Source organism: Micromonospora sp. CV4 (assembly GCF_003667455.1).
Lineage (GTDB): Bacteria > Actinomycetota > Actinomycetes > Mycobacteriales > Micromonosporaceae > Micromonospora.
The window spans coordinates 1-20,464 of the sequence record NZ_RCVI01000313.1 but is presented as its reverse complement, the minus strand read 5'-3'; the positions used below and the strand labels follow the sequence as shown (position 1 = coordinate 20,464).

At 73.4% G+C, this 20,464-nt stretch carries 14 protein-coding genes and 1 rRNA gene; 11 read left to right on the top strand and 4 right to left on the bottom strand.

Annotated elements, in window-relative coordinates:
• The first annotated feature begins 4 nt into the window (after nt 1-4).
• A 5S ribosomal RNA gene (rrf, locus tag EAD98_RS22045) occupies nt 5-121 on the top strand.
• Nucleotides 122-367: 246 nt separating this feature from the next.
• Nucleotides 368-664 carry a hypothetical protein gene (locus EAD98_RS22040; protein ID WP_121655919.1) on the top strand — a complete coding sequence of 99 codons (297 nt, stop codon included), beginning with the start codon at nt 368-370 and terminating at the stop codon, nt 662-664.
• On the opposite strand, the gene EAD98_RS22035 is transcribed toward EAD98_RS22040, so the two are convergent.
• Nucleotides 637-2,457 carry a VanW family protein gene (locus tag EAD98_RS22035; protein WP_121655918.1) on the bottom strand — a complete coding sequence of 607 codons (1,821 nt, stop codon included), beginning with the start codon at nt 2,455-2,457 and terminating at the stop codon, nt 637-639. The genes EAD98_RS22040 and EAD98_RS22035 overlap by 28 nt on opposite strands.
• A 182-nt stretch (nt 2,458-2,639) precedes the next feature.
• Between EAD98_RS22035 and nudC the strand changes: the two genes are divergently transcribed.
• Nucleotides 2,640-3,569 carry an NAD(+) diphosphatase gene (gene nudC, locus EAD98_RS22030; protein WP_121655917.1) on the top strand — a complete coding sequence of 310 codons (930 nt, stop codon included), beginning with the start codon at nt 2,640-2,642 and terminating at the stop codon, nt 3,567-3,569.
• Nucleotides 3,570-3,609: 40 nt separating this feature from the next.
• Here nudC and EAD98_RS22025 read toward each other — a convergent pair whose 3' ends face one another.
• Complete coding sequence (locus EAD98_RS22025) at nt 3,610-4,890, bottom strand: polysaccharide biosynthesis protein (protein WP_233583919.1); 1,281 nt, start codon at nt 4,888-4,890, stop codon at nt 3,610-3,612.
• A complete protein-coding gene (locus tag EAD98_RS22020; protein ID WP_147457465.1) occupies nt 4,887-7,109 on the bottom strand; it encodes a hypothetical protein in 2,223 nt (740 codons plus the stop codon). The genes EAD98_RS22025 and EAD98_RS22020 overlap by 4 nt, the downstream gene beginning before the upstream one ends.
• A 136-nt stretch (nt 7,110-7,245) precedes the next feature.
• Between EAD98_RS22020 and EAD98_RS22015 the strand changes: the two genes are divergently transcribed.
• Together EAD98_RS22015 and EAD98_RS31005 are read left to right on the top strand one after the other, a co-directional pair.
• Nucleotides 7,246-8,964 (top strand): hypothetical protein, encoded by a 1,719-nt coding sequence (locus EAD98_RS22015; RefSeq protein WP_121655923.1) that lies wholly within the window; start codon nt 7,246-7,248, stop codon nt 8,962-8,964.
• Complete coding sequence (locus tag EAD98_RS31005; protein WP_158609830.1) at nt 8,961-9,128, top strand: hypothetical protein; 168 nt, start codon at nt 8,961-8,963, stop codon at nt 9,126-9,128. Before EAD98_RS22015 ends, EAD98_RS31005 begins: the two co-directional genes overlap by 4 nt.
• A gap of 57 nt (nt 9,129-9,185) precedes the next feature.
• On the opposite strand, the gene EAD98_RS22010 is transcribed toward EAD98_RS31005, so the two are convergent.
• Nucleotides 9,186-10,346: a glycosyltransferase family 4 protein gene (locus EAD98_RS22010; protein ID WP_121655915.1), complete on the bottom strand. Its 1,161-nt coding sequence runs from the start codon at nt 10,344-10,346 to the stop codon at nt 9,186-9,188.
• Between the two features lie 258 nt (nt 10,347-10,604).
• On the opposite strand from EAD98_RS22010, the gene EAD98_RS22005 reads away from it, so the two are divergent.
• The 6 genes from EAD98_RS22005 to EAD98_RS21980 all read left to right on the top strand — a co-directional run.
• The gene (locus EAD98_RS22005) at nt 10,605-12,275 is read left to right on the top strand and encodes a substrate-binding domain-containing protein (RefSeq protein ID WP_147457464.1); all 1,671 of its coding nucleotides are present in this window, start codon (nt 10,605-10,607) and stop codon (nt 12,273-12,275) included.
• Complete coding sequence (locus EAD98_RS22000; protein ID WP_121655922.1) at nt 12,272-16,546, top strand: alpha-(1->3)-arabinofuranosyltransferase; 4,275 nt, start codon at nt 12,272-12,274, stop codon at nt 16,544-16,546. Before EAD98_RS22005 ends, EAD98_RS22000 begins: the two co-directional genes overlap by 4 nt.
• The gene (locus EAD98_RS21995) at nt 16,543-17,340 is read left to right on the top strand and encodes a bifunctional 2-polyprenyl-6-hydroxyphenol methylase/3-demethylubiquinol 3-O-methyltransferase UbiG (RefSeq protein ID WP_199723494.1); all 798 of its coding nucleotides are present in this window, start codon (nt 16,543-16,545) and stop codon (nt 17,338-17,340) included. Before EAD98_RS22000 ends, EAD98_RS21995 begins: the two co-directional genes overlap by 4 nt.
• Before the next feature lie 91 nt (nt 17,341-17,431).
• Nucleotides 17,432-18,598 (top strand): DUF3068 domain-containing protein, encoded by a 1,167-nt coding sequence (locus EAD98_RS21990; RefSeq protein ID WP_121655913.1) that lies wholly within the window; start codon nt 17,432-17,434, stop codon nt 18,596-18,598.
• A gap of 407 nt (nt 18,599-19,005) precedes the next feature.
• Entirely contained in the window at nt 19,006-19,629 is a 624-nt protein-coding gene (locus EAD98_RS21985) for a DUF6230 family protein (protein WP_121655920.1), read from the top strand.
• Nucleotides 19,630-19,706: 77 nt separating this feature from the next.
• A partial coding sequence (locus EAD98_RS21980) for a DUF6114 domain-containing protein (RefSeq protein WP_233583918.1) occupies nt 19,707-20,464 on the top strand: 758 nt, incomplete at its 3' end.

Below are 20,464 nucleotides of genomic sequence, written 5' to 3'. Positions count from 1 at the left end.
GAGTTACGGCGGTCATGGCGGAGGGGAAACGCCCGGTCACATTCCGAACCCGGAAGCTAAGCCCTCCAGCGCCGATGGTACTGCACTCGTGAGGGTGTGGGAGAGTAGGACGCCGCCGGACAATCTTTCAGAAAGGGCCACCCTCAGGGGTGGCCCTTTCTGCATGCCCACATCACCCAGGGTCGACTTCTGCATGCCCACATCCATGCGGGGTTGATCGACTCGGGATCCCGGAAACCGCGGTATCGGGGCTCGTTTGTTGCCCCGATATCCCTGCAACCGAGTCGATCACGAGGTCCAGGCGCCGGCTAGGCTCGGCTTAAACCGAGTCGATCAACGGGGCCCGGGCGCCGGCTAGGCTCGGCACGTGGGTGACGCCCTGATACTCCTGATGTTCGCGGCCTGCCTGGCGGCGGTCCTGGGAACCCTTCTGTGGCTGGGGGCCCGTGCGCGTCGCCGCGGTGTCGGCGGTGAGGTCATGGGCCCGTTCGAGGAGATGTGGCATCCCGCGGCGCACCGGCTCCGGGCCGAGATCCGGGTGCAGGAGGCGCGCGTGGTGCCGATGCCGCCGCAGGGGGGCAGGCGTCATGGGCGGTGCGGTGACACCGCTGAGCGGACCGCAGAGCGGGTGGGACCTCAGGACGGCTTCGGGCCGCAGACGTAGCGGGGCTCGGCGTCGTAGCGCCAGGTGAACTTCTCCCGCTTGACCACCACCCCGCCCTTCTTGATGACCCGGAAGGCGTCCTGGGTGAAGCCGTTGATGCCGTTGCTCGGGATGCACGTCGGGCCCGGTGCGAGGTGGATGAGCTTCGGAGTGGTGATGTTGCGGCGCGGGCCGTACTCCGTCTTCACGCTGTCGTAGATCTTCGTGCTCCAGATCGACACGGTGATCGTGCTCGACGTGTACGAGGTGTCGATGAGCAGGCCGTACTGGGTGTTGTTGCGGAACTTGAAGTCCAGGTTCGGCCAGAAGATGGTCGACTCGATGACCGCCGGGTACCGGTCGAACCAGTACGAGTGCGGCTTGTGCTCGACGTCTTCCAGCCCGGCGTAGTAGGTGGCGTTGAACAGCGTGGTGGTGAACTGCGAGGTGCCGCCGCCGACACCGGGCACCAGCTTGCCGTCCAGGATCACCGGCGCGTCCCGGTAGCCCTGCGCGTAGCCGCGCTCGCCGGTGTGGCCGTTCAGCGAGAACGTCTTCCCCGGCAGCACGACCGTGCCGTCCACCTCCTTGGCGATGGTGGCGATGTTCTGGCTGCGTGACGAGGCCATGCCACCGGTGAACCGGGTGGTGAAGGTGGAGACCCGCTCCTTGATGCCCAGACCGGCCAGCTTCTCCGCGGTCAGCTCGGGCGGCGCCGGCTTCAGCTCGCCGGTCACCTCGCGGCCGTCCGGCTTCGGCAGCACGGCCAGCAGGTCACGGCCCAGGGTGGCGGTGTCCAGCTGCTGCCCGGGTCGCCCTTCGGTGACCTTCGGTCGACCAGCGGAAATGGTCATCGCCGCGTCCTTCGGCGGCACCTCGACGGCGTCCAGGTCGTCGCCGAGCGCCGCGCGCAGCCGCTTGACGTCCACCGTCGGGGTCAGCTTGCCGGCCTTGTCGGCGCTGAACCGCAGGCTCTTCGCGATGGCGGTGGGCGGGATCTTCACCGAGCCCTTGCCGGTGCGCAGGGTGACCGGTGTGGCGACCGCCGGCTTCGCCAGCTCGGCGACCAGCCGGTCCAACTCCTCGGCGGTGGTCGCCGGCTGACTTTCCACCAGCGGCACGGTGACCGGGGTGCCGGCCAGCCACCCGGCTCGTACGACCTCGGCGGAGCGCTGAGGGTCGAACGCCTGCCCCGGCTTGGGCTGAACCACCTTCGGGGTGGTGCCCTTGTAGGTGATCGCCGGCATCGTCATCGGCCGGGCCTGGTCGCCGAGCACCTTACGGAGCGCGGCGTCCAGCCGATCCACGTCGACGGTGACGACCGGGTCGACGGTGCGGGAGCCGACCAGCCGGCTGACCGGGTGCGCGTCGGCCTCGGCCGCGGCCGCCACGGTGGCCTCGACGTCGACGTTCAGCCCCACCTCGGCGGGGTTGATCTCGGCCGTGCGCTCCCCGACGGTGACTCGCAGCGGCGCCGCGAGGGCCGCCGCGCGCCGGTCCAGCTCCGCCCGCAACTCCTGGTGGGCGTCGGTGCGGCTCCGGCCACCCAGCTCGGTGCCGAGCACGGTGGTGCCCCGGGGAACATCCCCCGCGTACGCCCAGGCGCCGGCGCCCGCCACGGCGGCGAGCACGCCGCTGGTGACGCCGGCGGCGAGGAGCATCCGGAACCGGCGCGGGCGGCGCCGGTCACCCTCCGGCTCGCCGGTGGGCGGTGCCGTGGTCGGCTCCGCCCCGTCGTCGGGCCAGGTGACCGCGGTGACCTGCACGGTGGGCCGGTCATCGGCGGGTGGACGTGTTTCGCCGTACAGCGTCACTGCAACCTCGATCGCCAGGTGCCGCGGGAGGTCCTCCCTCCCGGAGGACACCTACGGTAACGAATGCTCGGCCGTCCTCGTGGGCTGCGCCCACCGGTGCTGGTACCGCGTGTCGTCCCGGCGTGTCGCGCGGCGCGGGGGGTGGTGCCCGGGTGGGACCGGCGACGTGGCACGGTGGCGCTGTGAACACTGCGGAACGGGTGTTGGCGTACGGCGGCGGATGGTTGGACCGGGCGGGTGAGCTGCGCACCGATCCGGCCCGGCTGAGCGCACTGGCCACCGACGCGACCACCGTGGTGCTGCCGCTGTGGCGGGACCGCTGTCTCGTCGACGGCAACGGCCCGGTCCGGCTGACCGCGGAGCGGGCGTCTCTCGTCCGGTCCGCAGCCGGGGACATCGTCTTCCTGGGGCTCGACGGGGACGCCGCCGTGTTCGCCGCGGACCTCTCCGCGCTCAGCGAGCAGGCCGCCGTCGAGATGGCCGGTGCGGCGCGGGCCGTCGACGTACGCGCGCTGGTCGGGCGGCTCGACCCGGCCGAGGCGGCTCTCCAGGCGTACGCGCGGGGGTTGCTGCACTGGCACCGACAGCAGCGGTACTGCGGCACGTGCGGCGCGCCCGCTGTGGCCGGCGGCGGTGGGCACGTCCGGACGTGCACCGGCGAGGAGTGCGGGCGGCTGCTGTTTCCCCGGATCGAACCGGCGATCATCGTGCTGGTGGTGGCGCCCGACGGGCCGGCTGCGCCGGAGCGCTGCCTGCTGGCCCGGCACGCGGGCGCGCCGGAGGGCGCGTACTCGACGCTGGCCGGGTTCGTCGAGGTGGGCGAGAGCCTGGAGGACGCGGTCCGGCGGGAGATGGCCGAGGAGGCCGGCATCACCGTGACGGACCTGGCGTATCAGGGGTCGCAGGCGTGGCCGTTCCCGGCCGGGCTGATGGTGGGCTTCCGGGCCACCGCCGGATCGGACGAGGTGCGGGTGGACGGTGTGGAACTGCTGGAGGCGCGCTGGTTCACCCGGGCGGAGCTGCGGGAGCGGGTCGCCGCCGGTCGTCCGCTCGGCCGGGTCGACTCGATCGATCACCAGCTGCTGAGCGCCTGGCTGGCCGCCGGCGACTGACCGTCGGTCATCCCACGCTCCTCGCACCACCGGTGGCGCCTCAGCCGCGGGTGGGGCGAAGGGTCAGCCAGGCCATCACGGCGGCGGTCAGCGCGGCGGTGACCAGCGCGCAGCTGAGCACCCCCTCGACCGTGCGCGGCGCCACCAGCAGGGCCGCACCGGCCAGGCCGGCGGTGGCCACCCAGAGCGGCGCGGCCGGCCAGCGGGCGCCGATCGCCACTCTGTCGTTGACCAGCATGAACACCACCGCGTAGAGGGCGCCGGTGGCGGCGAAGAGCGGGGCCGAGCCGGCCAGGTGCAGGTAGTCGGTGCCACCCACCAGCCGGAAGGCCAGCTCACCGGCGACCGTGGCGGCGGCGACCAGGACCGCGCCGCAGGCCACGATCAGCGCCAACGCGAGCGCGCGGGCCCGCCGGTCGCCCCACGCCAACCGTGGCAGCACCAGAAGGGTCACCACCTGCGGCGCCCAGAGCGCGCCCTTGGTGAGGACCGCGCCGACCGCGTAGCCGCCGGAGCCGCTGGCCGGTAGGAGCTGGCGGGCGAGGATCAGGTCGGCGTACGAGATGACGAGCATCGCCAGGGTGGCGCCGCACGCTGTCAGCACCTGTCGGCCGCTCAGTGCGCGGTCTGTCTCGGTGGCAGGGGCGACCCTCTGCTTGGGGACGGAACCGCTGGGGGCGGGGCCGGTGGCGGCGGCGAGCCGGGCCAGCAGCGGTAGGACGAGGAAGCCGGTGAGCGTGCCGAGCAACAGGGAGCCGACCGGTCCCCACCCGAGGGCGAGCCCGACGACGAGCCCGCCGTAACGGCCGGCGGCGAGCCCGGTCATCGCGCCCGAGAGCCGCAGGAACCGTTGGTCGCCCTGGAGCTCGCCGAGCCAGCGACCAGCGAGCACGATGGCGAAGGTGGTCGGGACGAGCAGCAGGGTCAGCGCGACCGGGAGCCGGAGCGCGATGGTGAGCACCGGTGCCGCGGCCAGGGTCACCCCGGCGGTGAACGTGGCGGTACGCAGCGCCAGTCGGGTCGTTCCGCTGGGGCCGGACCGGGCGCGATGGGCCGCCACCGCGATCTGCAGGCCGAAGCCCGGCACCGCCGCGATGGCGCCGAGCGCGAGCACCGTGGCCAGCGCGCCCAGGTCGGCGGCGGTCAGCTGGCGGGCACCGAGCATAGGGACCAGGTAGGCCAGCCCGTTGGTGAGCATGGTGGCGGCGGTGACGGCCGCGCCCGCGACACCGAGACGCACGGCCCCCGTGTCGCGGGCCGGGCGCTTCGCCGCATCGGGCTGGGTCACCTTCGCCACCAGCCGGGGTTCCTCGGTGGTCATTCGGGCTTCGGGGCCAGATTGCCGATGGTGATTTCGTTCGTGCAGAGCGTCAGGTCCGTTCCCGTGACCGTCAGCTCCACCGCGTCGCCGCCACCGTCGATCTCGAAGAAGCGCTGGTTGAGGCCCTTCTTGACCGGGAACGAGTGGCTTCCCGCGCCGAGCCGCAGCACCGCCGTGCCGTCGGCCGAGCTGAGGTACCCGATGCGGATGATCCAGAACCACTCGTCGCGCGGCTTGTCCAGCGGCATCCGGACGGTCTGGCCGGCCGGCACCAGGTAGCCGCAGCCCGCCTGGGGACCTGGCACGATGTTGCTGCCCTGGATGGTGGCGACCTGGACCCGTCCGAGGCCGTCCAGGACGGAGGCGTTCTCCGTCTCGTGCACGAACTCCGGGCGGGAGCCGGCGGCCGCGAAGAACCGGGACTGGAGGTTGTACGGCCAGGAGAGATCGGACACCACGCCCTCGGGGACCGGCGTGTCGAAGAAGACCGTGCCCGGCGGCGCGCTGGCCAGCTCGATCCGGGCGGTGTCGAGGTAGGACCGGCCGTACTTCTTCGCCCACTCGTCGCTGTAGCGCGACGTGGTCCAGGCCGTGCCGAACATGGCCGCCACCAGCAACAGCGCCAGACCGGCGGTCACCACCTCGCGGTACCGCTCGGGCACCGGCCCCAGCCATTCCGGTGGTGCGGGCCGCGATGGTCGCCGCTCCCGTCCGTCGCCCGGGGACGCAGCGGTGGCTTCGGGTTCGGGTTGCGCCGAGGGCGCCGGTCCCGTCGCCGGCTGGGCCTCGGCGGTCGGCTCCGGGTCGAGTGCGGGATCCGAATCGGTCACCGGCCCATCGGCCTGCCCGGGATCCGGGTCGTCCGGGGCCTCGGCGTGGATCACGCCGGCGCGGGTGGAGCGGGCCGCGACCACGGGGGGCGATGCGGCCGGCGCCGCACCCGAGCGCTGCGTGCCGGCCGCGGCGCTCGGGGCTGCGGTCGGCTCCGACTCGGCGGACGGCGCCGGCGACCCGGCGGGCGGAGCTGACTCGTTGTCGGCCGGCTCGCCGCCCGCCGGAGTCGGCCGGGCGATCCCGACGAGAGCCACGCCGACGCAGATGGCGGCGACCACCACGGCGTCGCTCACGTAGCGGGGTACCCCGCCGGCGATGCCGCTGAAGACCGAGCCGAGCCGGGTGGCGGCCAGCAGCGCCGCGACGAGGACCAGGTAGCTGCCGAGCAGGATCCAGGCTCGGGTGGCCGTGCGGTCCCGCTTGACGGTCAGCACCACCAGCGCGGCGAAGACCGACCAGGCGATCCAGCGGCCGAGCTCGGGCGGCGCGACCACCGCCGCCCCGTCTCCCGCGCCCAGCCAACCCCAGGGGCCGCCCAGCAGGCCCGGCACGAGCGTGGAACCGAACAGCTGGGTGAAGAACGACAGCACCTCTTCCGCCGACTCCGGCCGGCGCACCGACGACTCGGAGCGTTGCAGGTAGACCGCGGCGAACGCCCCGACCAGCGCGGTCAGCACGAGCCAGGACGGCCACCAGCGGCGTAGCGCCGTCAGCACCGAGCGGACCGGCCCGCCGTCGGTGAAGAAGCAGACGGTGAAGAGGAAGACCAGCGGTACGACCAGCAGCGCCTTCTCGAAGAAGAGCAGTCCGAGCAGCACGGCGAGGACCAGCGACAGCAGGTGCCGCTTGCGGCGGGTGCGGACGTACCTGAGCTGGGCGCCGACGGCGAGCACCATGCTCAGCTGCATCGGCAGCATGTTCGCCCCGACCGCCCACCACGAGGTCGCTTCGAGGGTCAGCGGGCTGAACAGGAACATCCCGAGCGGGACGAGCAGCAGGCGGCTCGGTCGCAGCAGGTCCCGCAGCAGCCGGTAGAACGCGATGGAGAGCACCGCCTGGCCGGCCGCCATCAACAGCACGTACGGCCAGTAAGTGAGCCCGACGGCGTCGGTGACCAGCCAGGTGAGCAGCCGCCCGCCCGGCATGAAGTGGTTGTTGTAGAGGGTGAGCAGGAAGCCCGGGGTGAGGGGCGACTCGGTGGACTGCGTGATCAGCACGTAGTCGTCGGCCGCCAGGTAGCCGCGCGAGGCGATCTGCGCCCGCCACAGCACGCTGACCACGATCATCGCGAAGGCGATGGATCGGGTCGGATCGACGCGTACCAGTTTGCCGGCCTCGCCGGTCTCGTCACGCGCCGCGCCCACCTCGGATCCGGTCAATGCCATGGCGGGAAGACTGCCACACGGGTGAGGGGCGGCCCCATCAGGTCAACGGATGGTTCGGGGGTCGACGAGGGTCCGCGTACAGTGGCCGCGACCAGCGCGACGGGTGGCCGCGCCGGACCGGGGTGGGGTCGACGGGATGCGCGAACGGATGGTGCCGCACGGCGTTGCCGCGGCCGTCACGGCGGTGGTCCTCGCGCCGCTGGCGCTCCCCGGGTACGTGCTCCGCTACGACATGGTCTTCGTGCCCCGGCAGGCGCTGGGCTGGGAGGTGATCGCCCCGGCCTCGGCGCTGCCCCGGGCCGTCCCGCAGGACGCCGTGGTGGCGCTGGCCAACCAGTTGGTGCCGGGCTGGCTGCTGCAACGGCTGGTGCTGGTGGCGATCCTCTACCTCGCGGCGCTCGGCGCGGCCCGGCTGGTGCCGACCGACCGGGTCGCGGTCCGGGTGGTGGCCGCCCTCGGGTACGCCTGGACGCCGTACCTGGCGGAGCGGCTGCTCGTCGGCCAGTGGGGGCTGCTGGTCGCGTACGCCGCGCTGCCCTGGCTGGTCCGGGCGGCGTTCGGGGTACGGACCGGTCGGCCCGGAGCGTTGCCGCGGCTGCTGCTCGCGGCGGCGGCGTCCGCGATCACGCCGAGCGGTGGAGTGATCGCGCTGGTGGCGATCGGGGTGCTGCTGCCCGGTCGGTATCCGGGGGCGGCCCGGGCGGCGTCGACCGCGCTGGGCGCGACGGTGCTGCTCAACGCGCCGTGGCTGGTGGCCGGGTTCGCCAGCAGCGGCAGCGGACGGTCGGACCCGGCCGGGGTGCTGGCCTTCGCGGCTCGGGCCGAGAACTGGGCCGGGCCGCTGGTGGCGCTCGCCGGCACGGGCGGCATCTGGAACGGGCAGACCACGCCCGCCTCCCGGGGTGCGGTGCTGGTGCCGCTGGGCACCGTGCTGGTGCTGGCCGTCGCCGGGTACGGCGTACCGCTGCTGCGCCGGCGCTGGCCCGCCCCGGTGGCCGGCCGGCTCGGTCTGCTCGCCGCCGGATCCTGGCTCGTGGCGGCGCTCGGCGTGCTGCCCGGTGGCGCGGATCTGCTCGGCTGGTTGGTCGCGACCCTGCCCGGCGCGGGTCTGATCCGGGACGGCCAGAAGCTGCTCGTCCCGTACGCGCTGGTGCTGGCGGTGACCGCCGCGCTCGGCGCGGAACGCCTCGCCGACCGGCTGGCTGCCCGCTTCGATCCGGCCACCGGTCGGGTGCTTCTGGTCGGTGCCGCGCTGCTGCCGGTGGCGCTCCTGCCCGACCTGGCGTTCGGCGCGGCGGGCCGGCTCCGACCGGTGGGCTGGCCGGCGGACTGGAACACGGTGGCCCGGCTGGTCGAGCAGCGGCCCGGTGAGGTGATCTCGCTGCCGTTCCAGGAGTATCAGCGCTACGGGTGGAACCGCGGCCAGGTGGTGATCGACCCGGCGCCCCGGTACCTCGGCGTTCCGGTGCTGATCGACGACACGCTGCGGGTGGGTGGGCTGGCGGTGGCCGGCGAGGATCCCCGGGCCGCGCGGGTGCGGGACCTTCTCGCCGCGGGGACACCGGTGTCGGCGGCGGGTACCCGTTGGGTGCTGGTGCAGCGGGCGGCGGGGCCACCGCCGCCTCCGACGTCCCTGGCCGGGCTTCGGATTGTCCACGATGGACCGGGTCTGACCCTGTACGAGAATCCGCGCTGGTCTCCACCACCCGCGCCGGACCGGCCCGGACCGGTCGGACTGGCCCACCTGCTGGCCGGAACGGTGGTGCTGGCCATCGGTTTTTCGGGCGCTGCGCGCGTACGCTACCGCGTGGTAGCGTCCCGGCACGCGAGTCCCGCGGAAGGAGAAGGTGGATGAGGAACCTGCCCGCGTTCGTCGCCGTCGGGGTGCTCGGGGTCGTGCTCGGCCTGCTCGGTAGCGTCGGTCTGGCGAATGTGCTCAGCCCGTCCGCCAAGGAGGCCGCCACCACCAACGTCAATGGTGAGCAGGGCGCCGAGCCTCCGCTGTACGGCACGCGCTGAAGTCATACGAACAAAAGGGCGTCCGCTGCTCGCGGGCGCCCTTTCGTGCTGCCCGGATCAGCCGGCCCGGCCGGTCGCCTGGGTCACAAGCTGCGCGAAGCGGGCCCCGGTCGCGGTCCAGGTGAAGCGCGAGGCGTGGTGCAGCGCTGCCTCGCCCATCGCCTTGCGGCGCACGTCGTCGGCGAGCAGCTCGCGCACCTGGGCGGTGAACTCCGCCTCGTCGTCGACGAGCAGGCCGGTCTCGGTGTCGACCATCGCCTCGGCGACGCCGCCGGCGTAGCGGAACGCCACCGTCGGGGTGCTGCGCGCGGCGGCCTCGACGATGGTGAGCCCCCAGCCCTCCTTGAGCGACGGGGTGAGCGCCAGCCAGGCCGAGGAGAGCACCTCGTGCTTCTCCTCCTCGCTGATGAAGCCGGTGAAACGGACGCGGTCGGCGATGCCGAGCGAGTCGCACAGGTCCCGTAGCGGCTGCTCCCACCAGCCCTGGCCGGCCACTACCAGCTCCAGGTCGGGCAGCTCGCCGACCAGGTCGGCGACGGCGCGCAGGGCGATCTCCACCCGCTTGTGCGGGACCAGGCGGCCGAGCACCAGCAGCGACGGGTGCGGGGTACGCGGCAACGGCGGACCGGTCACCGGCGGCGTGCCGTTGGGCACCACGTCGATCCGCTCGGCTCCCACCCCCAGCGCGGCCAGTTCCGCGCGACTGGCCTCGGAGACGGTGACGTACCGGCAGCGGCGGTAGAGCCGGACGGCCAGCCACGACTCGATCCACCAGCCCAGCCGGGCCATCCACGGGCCGAAGACGACCGGCCACTGCTCCCGGTGCACGTGGTGCACCAGCGCGACCACCGGTCGGCCCGCGTACAGGGGCGCGAAGAACGGCACGCCGTTGCAGACGTCGATCACCAGGTCGGGCCGGCCGAGGCCGCGCCGGCCGAGCGGGCCCAGGCCGAACCGGCCGGCGAGACAGGTCAATGCGGCCCGGGCGTAGACGGTGTGCCGCGAGCCGCGTCGCAGCACGCGTACGCCCTCGGCGTTGGTCTCCGCCGGGCCGGCGTTGCCGTGCGCGGCGCAGAGCAGGGTCACCCGGTGGCCCATGGCGACCAGTTCGGCGGCGATCCGTTCGAGGTAGACCTCGGATCCGCCGCCTTCCGGGTTGGTGGTGTCGCGCCAGTTGAGGAACAGGACGTGGCGGGTGGGGGTGACGGAGGGGTCCACGCTGCTCCTACCGACGAGTAAGTGAGCACGATCGCGCCACCCTAGGGCCGCCCGGCCCGTGGGCGCAATGGGTCGCACCGGCAGCGAAGATCGGATAACCGCTCGTCGATCGGGGGTTTGCCGGCGGCGGAAAAGCTTGGCAGGGTGTGCAGCGCAACCGCGTGTGGCGGCCGGCGTCCAGGTGGCGCCGCCCGGCCGACGCGATGGATTCCGACCTGCGCACGGCTGCGCCGGTACGTGACGAGGAGGTGGCCGGCGGTGCTGCGCGACGGACTCGCGCCGGTGCGCTCCCTCTTCCGTCGATCCCCGGTGGTGCTGCTCAGCGCGGCCCTGGTTCTGCTGTTGACCGGCTGGGCGGCCGTCGCCTACGTGCGAGCGGACCGGGGTGTGCCGGAGTGCGTCGAGCGGGTCCAGCTGCGGGTGGCCGCCGCGCCGGTGATCGCCCCGGCCCTGGACCGGATCGTGCGGGCCAGCGTCGGTCGGCAACCGTGCGTGTCGATCGCCGTGCAGGCCCGGGAGTCCGCCGCCGTGGCCGGGGACCTGGCCAACGCGGTGGACGTCGCCGACGCCTGGCTGCCGGAGTCCACGTTCTGGCTGCGCCGGGCCCGGGCCGGGGGCGCCTTCGAGGTGCCCGGCGAGGGCACCTCGGTGGCGAGCACCCCCGTGGTGCTCGCGGTGACCGAGCCGGCCGCGCGCCGGCTGGGATGGCCGGCGAAGGCGGTGACCTGGGCGTCGCTGATCGGACCGAAGGCCCGTCCCGCCCCGGTGGGAGTGCCGGACCCGGCCGCCGATCCAGCCGGGGTCGCGGCGCTGCTCGGGGTGCGCAACCTGGTCGCCGGTGAACGGCAACCAGCCGCCGCGATGGCTGCGGTGCTGCGCCGGCTCGCCGGTTCGACGTTCCCCGCCGGCGAGGGCGGGGGCGTACGGGCACCCGGGGGCGGGCTGCCCGGCAAGGCCCAGGCGGTGGCGACCAGCGAGCAGGCCGTGCTCGATCACAACGCGCTGGCCGGCTCGAACAAGCTGGTCGCCGCGTACCCGGAGATCGGCGTCCCGTCGCTGGACCTGCCGTACGTGGTGCTGCCCGCCGCGCGCGGCCACGTCCGGGAGGCGGCCTCGGGTTTCCTGGCCAACCTGCTCACGGTCGAGTCCCGAGACGCGTTGCTCGGGTTCGGCTTCCGTACGGCGACAGGCTTCCCGCCGGCCATCCCCGACGACGGCCGACTGCGGGCGGAGGAGCGCCGACCGGTGCCGCTGCCCGCCGAGGAGACGGTCACCGAGGTGCTGAGCGGCTGGAGCGGCGTGCAGCGCAGCGCCCGGATCCTCACCGTCATCGACGTGTCCGGCTCGATGGCCGCTCCGGTGCCCGGCACGGACGAGACCCGGCTCGGGGCGACCGTCAAGGCCGCCCAGGAGGGCGCCGGCCTGCTGTTGGACAACAGCGAGCTGGGGATCTGGGTCTTCTCCACGAAGGTGGACGGGGACCGGGACTACCGGGAGATCCTGCCCGTCGCCCCGCTGCGCGCCCAGCGTGCCCGACTGGCCGACCGGCTGGACGCCGTCCGGGTCAAGAGCGGCGGGGGCACCGGGCTGTACGACGCGACGCTGGCCGCGTACCGGGACGCCCGGCAGCACTGGACGCCCGGCCGGATCAACCTGGTGCTGGTCATGACCGACGGGCGGAACGAGGACGAGGACAGCATCGGCCGGCCGAAGTTCCTCGCCGAGCTGACCCGGTTGCAGGACCCCCGCCGGCCGTTGCCGATCATCTTCATCGGCCTGGGCCGGGACGTCGACCCGGACGAGCTGACCGCGATCGTCAAGGTCACCGGCGGGCAGGTGTTCCGTACCGAGCAGCCCAGCGGAATCCGGCAGATCTTCTTCTCCGCGCTCGCCGACCTGAGCTGCCTGCCCCCGGAGTGCCGCCGATGACCCGGCCGCGAGTCCCCCGGCCGGTACGCGCGAAGCCCTGGACCGCGCTGTCGCTGCTGCTGCTCACCGCGATCGCCTTCGGGCAGCGGCCCGGCCAGGTCACCTTCGACACCAAGCTCGACCTGGCCGCGAACCCGATCCACTTCCTGACCCGCGCGCTGCACCTGTGGAACCCGGAGGCGACCTCCGGCGAACTCCAGAACCAGGCGTACGGCTACCTCTTCCCGATGGGGCCGTTCTTCGCCGGCGGGCAGCTGCTGGGCGTGCCGGCGTGGATCACGCAACGGGCCTGGACAGCGCTCCTGCTGGCGGTCGCGTTCTACGGGCTGCTCCGGCTGGCCCGCGCGTTGAACATCGGCACCGAACCGACCCGGTACGCGGCCGCGCTCGGCTACGCGCTGGCGCCCCGGATGCTCACCGAGATCGGCGCGCTCTCCTCGGAGACGCTCGCCGCGGCGCTGCTGCCGTGGGTCCTGCTGCCGCTGGTGCAGGTCCGCCGGATCGGCTCGCCACGTCGGGCCGCGGCGCTCTCCGCGCTGGCCGTGTTCGGCATGGGTGGGATCAACGCGGCGGTGGTCCTGCTGGCTCTGCTGCTGCCCGGGATCTGGCTGCTGACCCGACGCTGGGACCGGGCCCACCTGCGCCTGGTCGGCTGGTGGTGCCTCGGCGTCGTCGCGGTCTGCCTGTGGTGGATCGTGCCGCTGCTGCTGCTCGGCGAGTACAGCCTGCCGTTCCTGGACTACATCGAGTCGTCCACCACGACCACGGCTGTGGCCTCGCTCTTCCAGGCCGTCCGGGGCACCAACCAGTGGGTGGCGTACATCGTCCAGGGCGATCCGTGGTGGCCGGCGGGCTGGCTGCTGATCGACCACCCGGCGCTGATGGCGCTGACCGCGCTGGTCGCGCTGATCGGTCTGGCCGGACTGGCCGGCAACCTGCTGCCCGAGCGGCGCTTCCTGGTGCTGGGCTTCCTGGCCGGGTTGACCCTGCTCACCATGGGCTACGTCGGCAGCCTGGACAGCCCGCTCTCGGGGCCGGTCCGGGAGTTGCTGGACGGTCCGCTGGCCCCGTTGCGCAACGTGCACAAGCTGGACCCGGTGCTGCGGCTGCCCCTGATGCTCGGCTTCGCGCACGGGGTGGACGCGGTGGTCACCCGGCTGCACACCGCCGCCGCCCGGCGCCGCCCCGGCGTGCGGCTGCGGCCGCTGGTGCTCGTACCGGTGCTGTTGCTGGTCCTGGGCGCCGCCGCGCCGGCCTGGCTGGGTCAGCTGCGACCCGGACCTGGCTGGTCGGACCTGCCGCCGCACTGGCGGTCCGCGGCCACCTGGCTGGCCGATCGGGACGCGCTGGCCCGGACGTTGATGGTGCCCGGGTCCGGCTTCGGCCAGTACGAGTGGGGGCGGACGGTCGACGAGCCGCTCCAGGCGCTCGCCGGAGCGCCCTGGGCGGTGCGGAACCAGATCCCGCTCGGCTCGGCCGGCAACACCCGGGTGATGGACACCGTCGAGACCGTCCTGGCCGGTGGCCGGGGATCGGCCGGGCTGGCCGACTTCCTGGCCCGTGCCGGGTTCCGGCATGTGCTGCTGCGCAACGACATCGACCGGAGTCAGGTGGACGCCCCACCGGTCGCGGTGCTGCGCCGTGCGCTGACCGGCTCGCCGGGCGTCGCGCGGGTGGCGACCTTCGGGAGCACCACCGCTCCCGGGCGCACGCCGGGCAGCCCGGTGGACGACGACGCCGGGCCGGTGCCGGCCATCGAGGTGTACGAGGTGCAGCGACCGGTGCCGGTCGCCTCGGCGGTGCTCGCCGACGACGTGCCGACGGTCAGCGGTGGACCGGAGTCCCTGCTGCCCCTGCTCGAACAGGGGCTGGTGGAGCGGGACCGGCCGGTGGTCCTGGCCGGGGACCGCACCGAGGTCGGGGACGGGCGGTGGATCGTCACCGACGGGCTGCGCCGCCGGGAACGCGACATCGGCCGGGTGCGGGACAACGTCAGCCAGACGCTCACCGCCACCGAGGCCGGCCGGCAGGGCCGGGTCGCCCTCGACCTGCTGCCGTTTCCCGGCAAGCGGCACCAGACCGTCGCCACCTACCAGGGGGTTCGGGAGGTCAGCGCGAGCACCGCGACCAGCTTCGTGGACAACCTCGCCGCCGCCGACCCGTCGCATCTGCCGTTCGCCGCCCTGGACGGCGACTACGCCACCGCGTGGCACTCGGCGCCGCTGGCGGGGCCGGTCGGACAGTGGCTCCAGGTGGACCTGGACACCCCGCGTGCGGTGGAGAGCGTGTCGTTGGCGTTCGTCGGCGACCTCGGGGTGGGCTGGCCGGTGACCCGGTTCCGGATCACCACCGACCGGGGCTCGGTGGACCATGAGGTGGCCGACACGCTGGGCGGTCACTCGTACTACACGTTGCCCGGCTCCACCAGCCGGGTGCGGATCACGGTGCTGGCCGTCGCCGGTGAACGGCGCGACGGAGGGGTCGGCATCCGGGAACTCACCATTCCCGGCAGCACCGCCCGTCGCGCGCTCCGGGCGCCGAACGACCTGCCCAACGGGTTCGACGGGCCGGTGGCCTGGTCGTTCAGCCGAGGCCCGGCCGACCGGCCCGCCTGCTTCCCGGCCTCCGCTACCGGCGCCGGCTCGGACGCGGCGACGACCGGGAACGGGTCGGCCGGTGGCGCCGGAACCCGGCCGGCCGGGTCGGTCGTGCGGTGTGACCGCTTCCTGGCCCGTGCCGGCGAGGAACCGCTCGGCGTGGACCGGGTGTTCCGCAGCACCACCCCGGGCAGCTATCGGCTGGCGCTCACCGCCGTGCCCCGGCCGGCCGGTCAGCTCACCCTGACCGGGGTGCGGGTGTCGGCCGGCGTCTCCTCGTACCTGAGCGGCGATCCGGCCGTCGCCGGCTGGGCGGCGGTCGACGGCGACCCGGGGACGGCCTGGCTGGCGGACACTGGCGACCTCCGGCCCACGTTGCGACTGCGGTGGCCCGGGCAGCGGCGCCTCGCCGAGTTGCGGCTGCGGCCCGCGGAGCTGCCGGTCGGCTCGCTGCCCACCCAGGTCGAGATACGAACCCCGGGTCGCAGCCAGGTGCTGCCGGTCGGCGCGGACGGAACGGTCCGCTTCCCGGCCGTCCGTACGGACCGGATCGAGATCGTGGTCCGGGAGACCGCCGCCCGGATCGCCGACCGGCGCGGTAACGGCTGGACCGCCACCGCCGGAATCGCCGAGGTGGAGATCCCGGCGCTGGACGACCTGCTCCGCCCACTCTCCGGCGGCACCCGGGTCACCGAGAAGTGCGGCACGGGACCGGCCGTGGAACTGGACGGCTCCCGCTACGAGACGGCCGTGGCCACCACCCTCGCCGACGTGCTGGCCGGGCGGCCGGCGCCGGTGACGATCTGTGGCTCCACGGGGGCGGTCCTGGACCTCCCGGCCGGAGGACACCAGCTGGCGACCGCGCCCTCGGCCGGTTTCCTGGTGCAGGACGCCACGCTGCGTCCGGAGGCGGCCGTGCCGGCGCCCCGGCACCGCGAGGTGACCGTGCTCGACTGGGACCCGACCGACCGCCGGGTCCGGGTGGCCGCCGGCGACGCGGCGCTGCTGACGGTGCCGGAGAACGCCAACGCCGGCTGGACGGCCACGGTGGACGGTCGACAGCTGACCACGACCCGGGTGGACGGCTGGCAGCAGGCGTGGGTGCTGCCAGCCGGTGACGCCGCGGAGGTACGGCTGGTCTTCGCGCCGGACCGGACGTACCGGGGCGCTCTCGCGGCGGGCGCGATCTCCGTGCTGGTGGTGTTCCTGCTGGCCGCGTGGCCGTTCCGCCGCCGCGCCGGCGTGGATCGGACGATCCCGGCCGAGGGCCCCGCGTGGGCGATCGGCGTCCTGCTCGTGGTGCTGCTCGCCGCCCTGGGCGGGGTGCTGCCGGTGGCCATCGTGCTGGCCGCGATGCTGCTGCGGCAGCTCGCCGTCCGGGCGTTGCCGGTGGTGGTGCTCGGCGGGCTGGCGGTCGCCACGGTGACCGCGGTGGCGGGCCGGTTGCAGGGCCATGGGCAGGAGTGGGCGTACGGCCCGTGGGTGCAGGCGGCGATGCTGGTCGCGATCGGCGCGGTCACCGCGGCGGTGATCCCGGCGCCCGGCACGCCCGCCGCGCGACCCGCGCCGGCGGGCGGGGCTGAGGCGGCGACCGACCCGTCGCAGCCGGCGGACAACGGTGGGCCGGCCGCGGCCGGAGCCACGGATCAGGACGAGGACGGGACGGTGCGATGACCACAGCAGACGGGGTGGCCGGCCGGGCGGCCCGCCGGCGGTTCGCCACGCTGAACCGCTCGGTGACGCTGTTCCGGGCGTTCCTGGTCGAGCAGACCGACCCGGACCACTTCTACGGCCTGCTGGCCGGGGACTCGGTACGTCAGGTGTCCGGCTACACCACGCTCGCCGGGCGGACCGTGCTCGACGTCGGCGGCGGTCCCGGCTACTTCGCCTCCGCCTTCCGGGCCGCCGGCGCCCGTTACGTGGGCCTCGACCCGGACGTCGGTGACTTCTCCGCCGCCGGGGAGTCCGTCGCCGGCATGCTGCGGGGCAGCGGCACCGCCCTGCCGGTGCGGTCCGCCAGCGTGGACGTGACGTTCTCCTCGAACGTGCTGGAACATGTTCCCGAGCCGACGCGGATGCTGGACGAGATGGCGCGGGTGACCCGGCCGGGTGGCGTGCTCTTCGTGTCGTTCACCCCGTGGCTGTCGCCGTGGGGCGGGCACGAGACGGCGCCCTGGCACTACCTCGGCGGCGACCGGGCCCGCCGGCGCTACCAGCGCAGGATGGGCCGACCGCCGAAGAACCGCTACCGCGAGACGCTCTTCCCGGTATCCATTTCGGACGCCCTGCGGTGGGCCCGTGGCAGCGGTGACGTCGAGGTGCTGGAGGCGCTGCCGCGCTACCACCCGTGGTGGGCCCGCTGGGTGATCCACGTCCCCGGCGTACGGGAGGTCGTGGCCTGGAACTTCGTGCTCGTCCTGCGGCGGGCCGGTCAGGAACCGGGCGGCGCGGCGGAAAAACAGAGCTGACAGGGGGTCGCGTTGCGATGTGACCAGGTAGTAACCTCGCGGCCACATCACTGATCGATAGCGGCGAAATTAGCTCCTCCAGGGAGGAAACATGAAGCACCGCGCCATAGGTGCCGTGCTGTTCGGTGGCGGCGTACTGCTCCTGGCGTTGGCCGCCGGATTGGTGTTCGTCGTCAAGCCCGCGATGACCAAGCTGCCCTACGATCTGGAGGCGTCGACGTCCGTCGCCGAGGCGAAGGGTGCGACCTTCCTCCAGATCGCCAACAGCGCCATCGCCATCAACCAGGGCGACCTCAAGTCCACCGTCCTGGTCACGCCCAACCGCGAGCAGACCGCCAACCTCAGTGGCGACCTCGAAGGTGACACGGTGGTCTGGACGGTCGGTCAGACCGTCGACCGGACCGACACCAAGGAGCTGGTCAACGCGTACGGCGCCACGCTGGCGCTGGACCGGGTCTCCGGCGCCGCGGTGGAGTGGGACGGCCAGTACCTGGACGACACCGGCACCCGGGAGAAGGTGGCGTTCGCCGGCCAGGTCTACAAGTTCCCGTTCAACACCGAGAAGCGGAGCTACGACGTCTTCGACCGCGATCTGCGCAAGGCGCTGCCGGCCGAGTTCAAGGGCACGGAGGACGTCAACGGGCTCGAGGCGTACCGGTTCGAGCAGGTCATCACCGACCAGCAGCTGAACCTGGCCCCCGACCGGGTCGCCCTGCTGCTGGGGGCCCTCGCCCCGGGCGCGACCCAGGGCAGGATGACCTACAGCAACACCCGGACGCTCTGGGTCGACCCGGTCACCGGGTCGTACGTCAAGGTGCGCGAGGTGCAGAGCAAGGCCCTGGTGCCGGACGTGGGGACCCCGATCACGCTGCTCAAGGCCGACTTCACCTACAACGACGCCACCGTCGAGGCCTCGGTGAAGCGGGCCAACGAGAGCCGCGGCCAGCTCACCATTCTCGGCCTCTGGGCCCCGATCGGCGTGGCCGTGCTGGCTCTGCTGCTGATCATCGCCGGTCTGCTGGTGGCCCGCCGGGGCGGGGCTGTGCCGGCGGCCGAGGCGCGCCACCGGGCCGACCCGGCGCCGGTGGAGGATCCGACGCCGACGCGGGTGGACCAGCCCGCGGTGCGGGACGACGAGTCCGAGCGGGAGGCCGGTCCGCTGACCGACGAGATTCCGCCGGCCTCGACGAACTGGAAGTCCGAGGACCCGGCGGTGCCGACCCAGCGGGCGGCGCCCGGCGAGGTGGAGCAGCGCTGACGCGCGTACGACCGGGAGTACGACCGAAGGGGTGGGCCGCGACGCGGTCCACCCCTTCGTCGCGTGAAGGGACACCCGCACTGCCGTCGTGACCTGCGTACTTTACATCCGTTACCAGATTGTAATTGGTCGATGTGACTGTGACTCTCTGTTGCCTCGCAGCGGGCAAATGTCGGCTTTGTTGGTGCTTGATGCTCCCCTGTGCACGGTCAGCTCCGCGCTTCGTGACGCCAAGCCACCGCTCGGTGGACCAACTGTTACCGCCCGGTAATCAGGGGGTTGTGAGCCGCACCGCAACGGGTGCACGATCAGGCTCGATCGTTACCCGCCGGTAACAGGCGACGGGCCCGGTGCGGGCCGCCAGTCCGGGACCGGCCACCCGCGCGCATCCGCCCGAGGAGGAACCCGTGCAGGATCGGTTTGACAATCAGGGTCGTACCCGGTGGCGGCGGTTCGCCGCCATGATGGTGCCCGCCACGGCCGCCGCCGGCGCCATCCTGTTCGGGATGTCGACCGGCGCGATCGCCTCCGACATCACCGTGTCCGGGCAGACCTTCAAGATCGGCGCCGAGCGTCTTGAGGGCGACGGCTTCAAGCAGTACGGCGGCATCGTCCGGGAGAAGGGCAAGGACGGCAAGGCCGGCGAGGTCCACCCGATCGCCCTCTCCGAGATCAGCAGCGCCGAGCTGTACAGCCTCTGCCAGTCCGTCCGCTCCGACCTGCCCGGCCTGCCGGTGGTGCTCACCATCCACGCCGGTGAGGGCAAGGAGCCCGCCCGGGCCAAGGACCTGCTGATCGCGATGGACTCGCTGAACGGCAACGCGACGTTCACCAACATCAAGATCGGTCGGGACGCGACCGACCTCAACTCGACGGCGAAGGCCGGTTCGTTCGGTCAGAACTCCGACCACGTCACCATCACCAACCTCCGGCAGGTGTCCCGGTACACCACGGCGGCCACCTTCAACCTGGTCGGCCTCCGACTGAAGGTCAACGTGGGCGACGACGCCAAGGGCAAGGAGTGCTTCTGAGGTGAGCCGTGGCCCGCGGTGGCCGACCGCCGCGGGCCACGTCCGTGTTCCCGTCCCCGCTCCGCCAGGAGGAGTACGTGACAACCGACAACCCGTCCCACGCCCGGCCCGGCGATCCGGCTCGGGCGTGGCGGATCTTCCGCCGCTGGCAGCGGAGCCGACCGTTCTGGGGCGGCCTGTTCACCGTCCTGGCCGGGGTGGAGATGTTCGCCTCCACCCGGATGACGCTGAACGGCCTGAGCTTCCACAGCGGAGCCACCGGCCTGCTCTCGCTGCTGATCCCGGTCATCCTGGTGACCTGCGGCGTGCTGCTCTGGCTCACTCCGGCGCAGCGGCTGTTCTACTCGATCGTCGCGGCGGTCACCGCCGTCTACTCACTGATCGGGCTCAACCTCGGCGGCTTCTTCGTCGGTCTCCTGCTCGGCATGGTCGGCAGCGCACTAGCCTTCGCCTGGACGCCCGCCCGGCCCGCTCCGCCCGCCACCGAGCACGCCGCCGGCGAGCGGGCCGCCGCCGAGCATCCCGACGCCGAGCATGCCGCCACCGAGCGGGTCAGCGTCGAGCAGTCCGACGCCGACCAGGCCGCCACCAAGCGGGTCGACGCCGAGCAGGCCGCCACCGAGCGGGCCGGCGTCGAGCAGGCCGACGCCGAGCAGGCCGACGTCGAACAGGCCGACGCCGAGCAGGCCGACGTCGAGCGGGCCGACGCGGGGGCGTCGCCCGAGCGGCCGGGACGCTCCGTTGATCCGCGTACCTTCGGTGTCGTCCTGGTGGTGCTCGGCCTCGCCGCCGCCGGTCTGGCCACCCAGCCCCGGCCCGTGCGGGCCGGCTCGGG

What these genes read in the sequence shown, in the direction of transcription:
- EAD98_RS31005 (WP_158609830.1), top strand. Translation starts at nt 8,961, where the DNA reads ATGAGGAACCTGCCCGCGTTCGTCGCCGTCGGGGTGCTCGGGGTCGTG.
- EAD98_RS22000 (WP_121655922.1), top strand. Translation starts at nt 12,272, where the DNA reads ATGACCCGGCCGCGAGTCCCCCGGCCGGTACGCGCGAAGCCCTGGACC.
- EAD98_RS22020 (WP_147457465.1), bottom strand. Translation starts at nt 7,109, where the DNA reads ATGGCATTGACCGGATCCGAGGTGGGCGCGGCGCGTGACGAGACCGGC.
- EAD98_RS22015 (WP_121655923.1), top strand. Translation starts at nt 7,246, where the DNA reads ATGCGCGAACGGATGGTGCCGCACGGCGTTGCCGCGGCCGTCACGGCG.
- EAD98_RS21995 (WP_199723494.1), top strand. Translation starts at nt 16,543, where the DNA reads ATGACCACAGCAGACGGGGTGGCCGGCCGGGCGGCCCGCCGGCGGTTC.
- EAD98_RS21990 (WP_121655913.1), top strand. Translation starts at nt 17,432, where the DNA reads ATGAAGCACCGCGCCATAGGTGCCGTGCTGTTCGGTGGCGGCGTACTG.
- EAD98_RS22025 (WP_233583919.1), bottom strand. Translation starts at nt 4,890, where the DNA reads ATGACCACCGAGGAACCCCGGCTGGTGGCGAAGGTGACCCAGCCCGAT.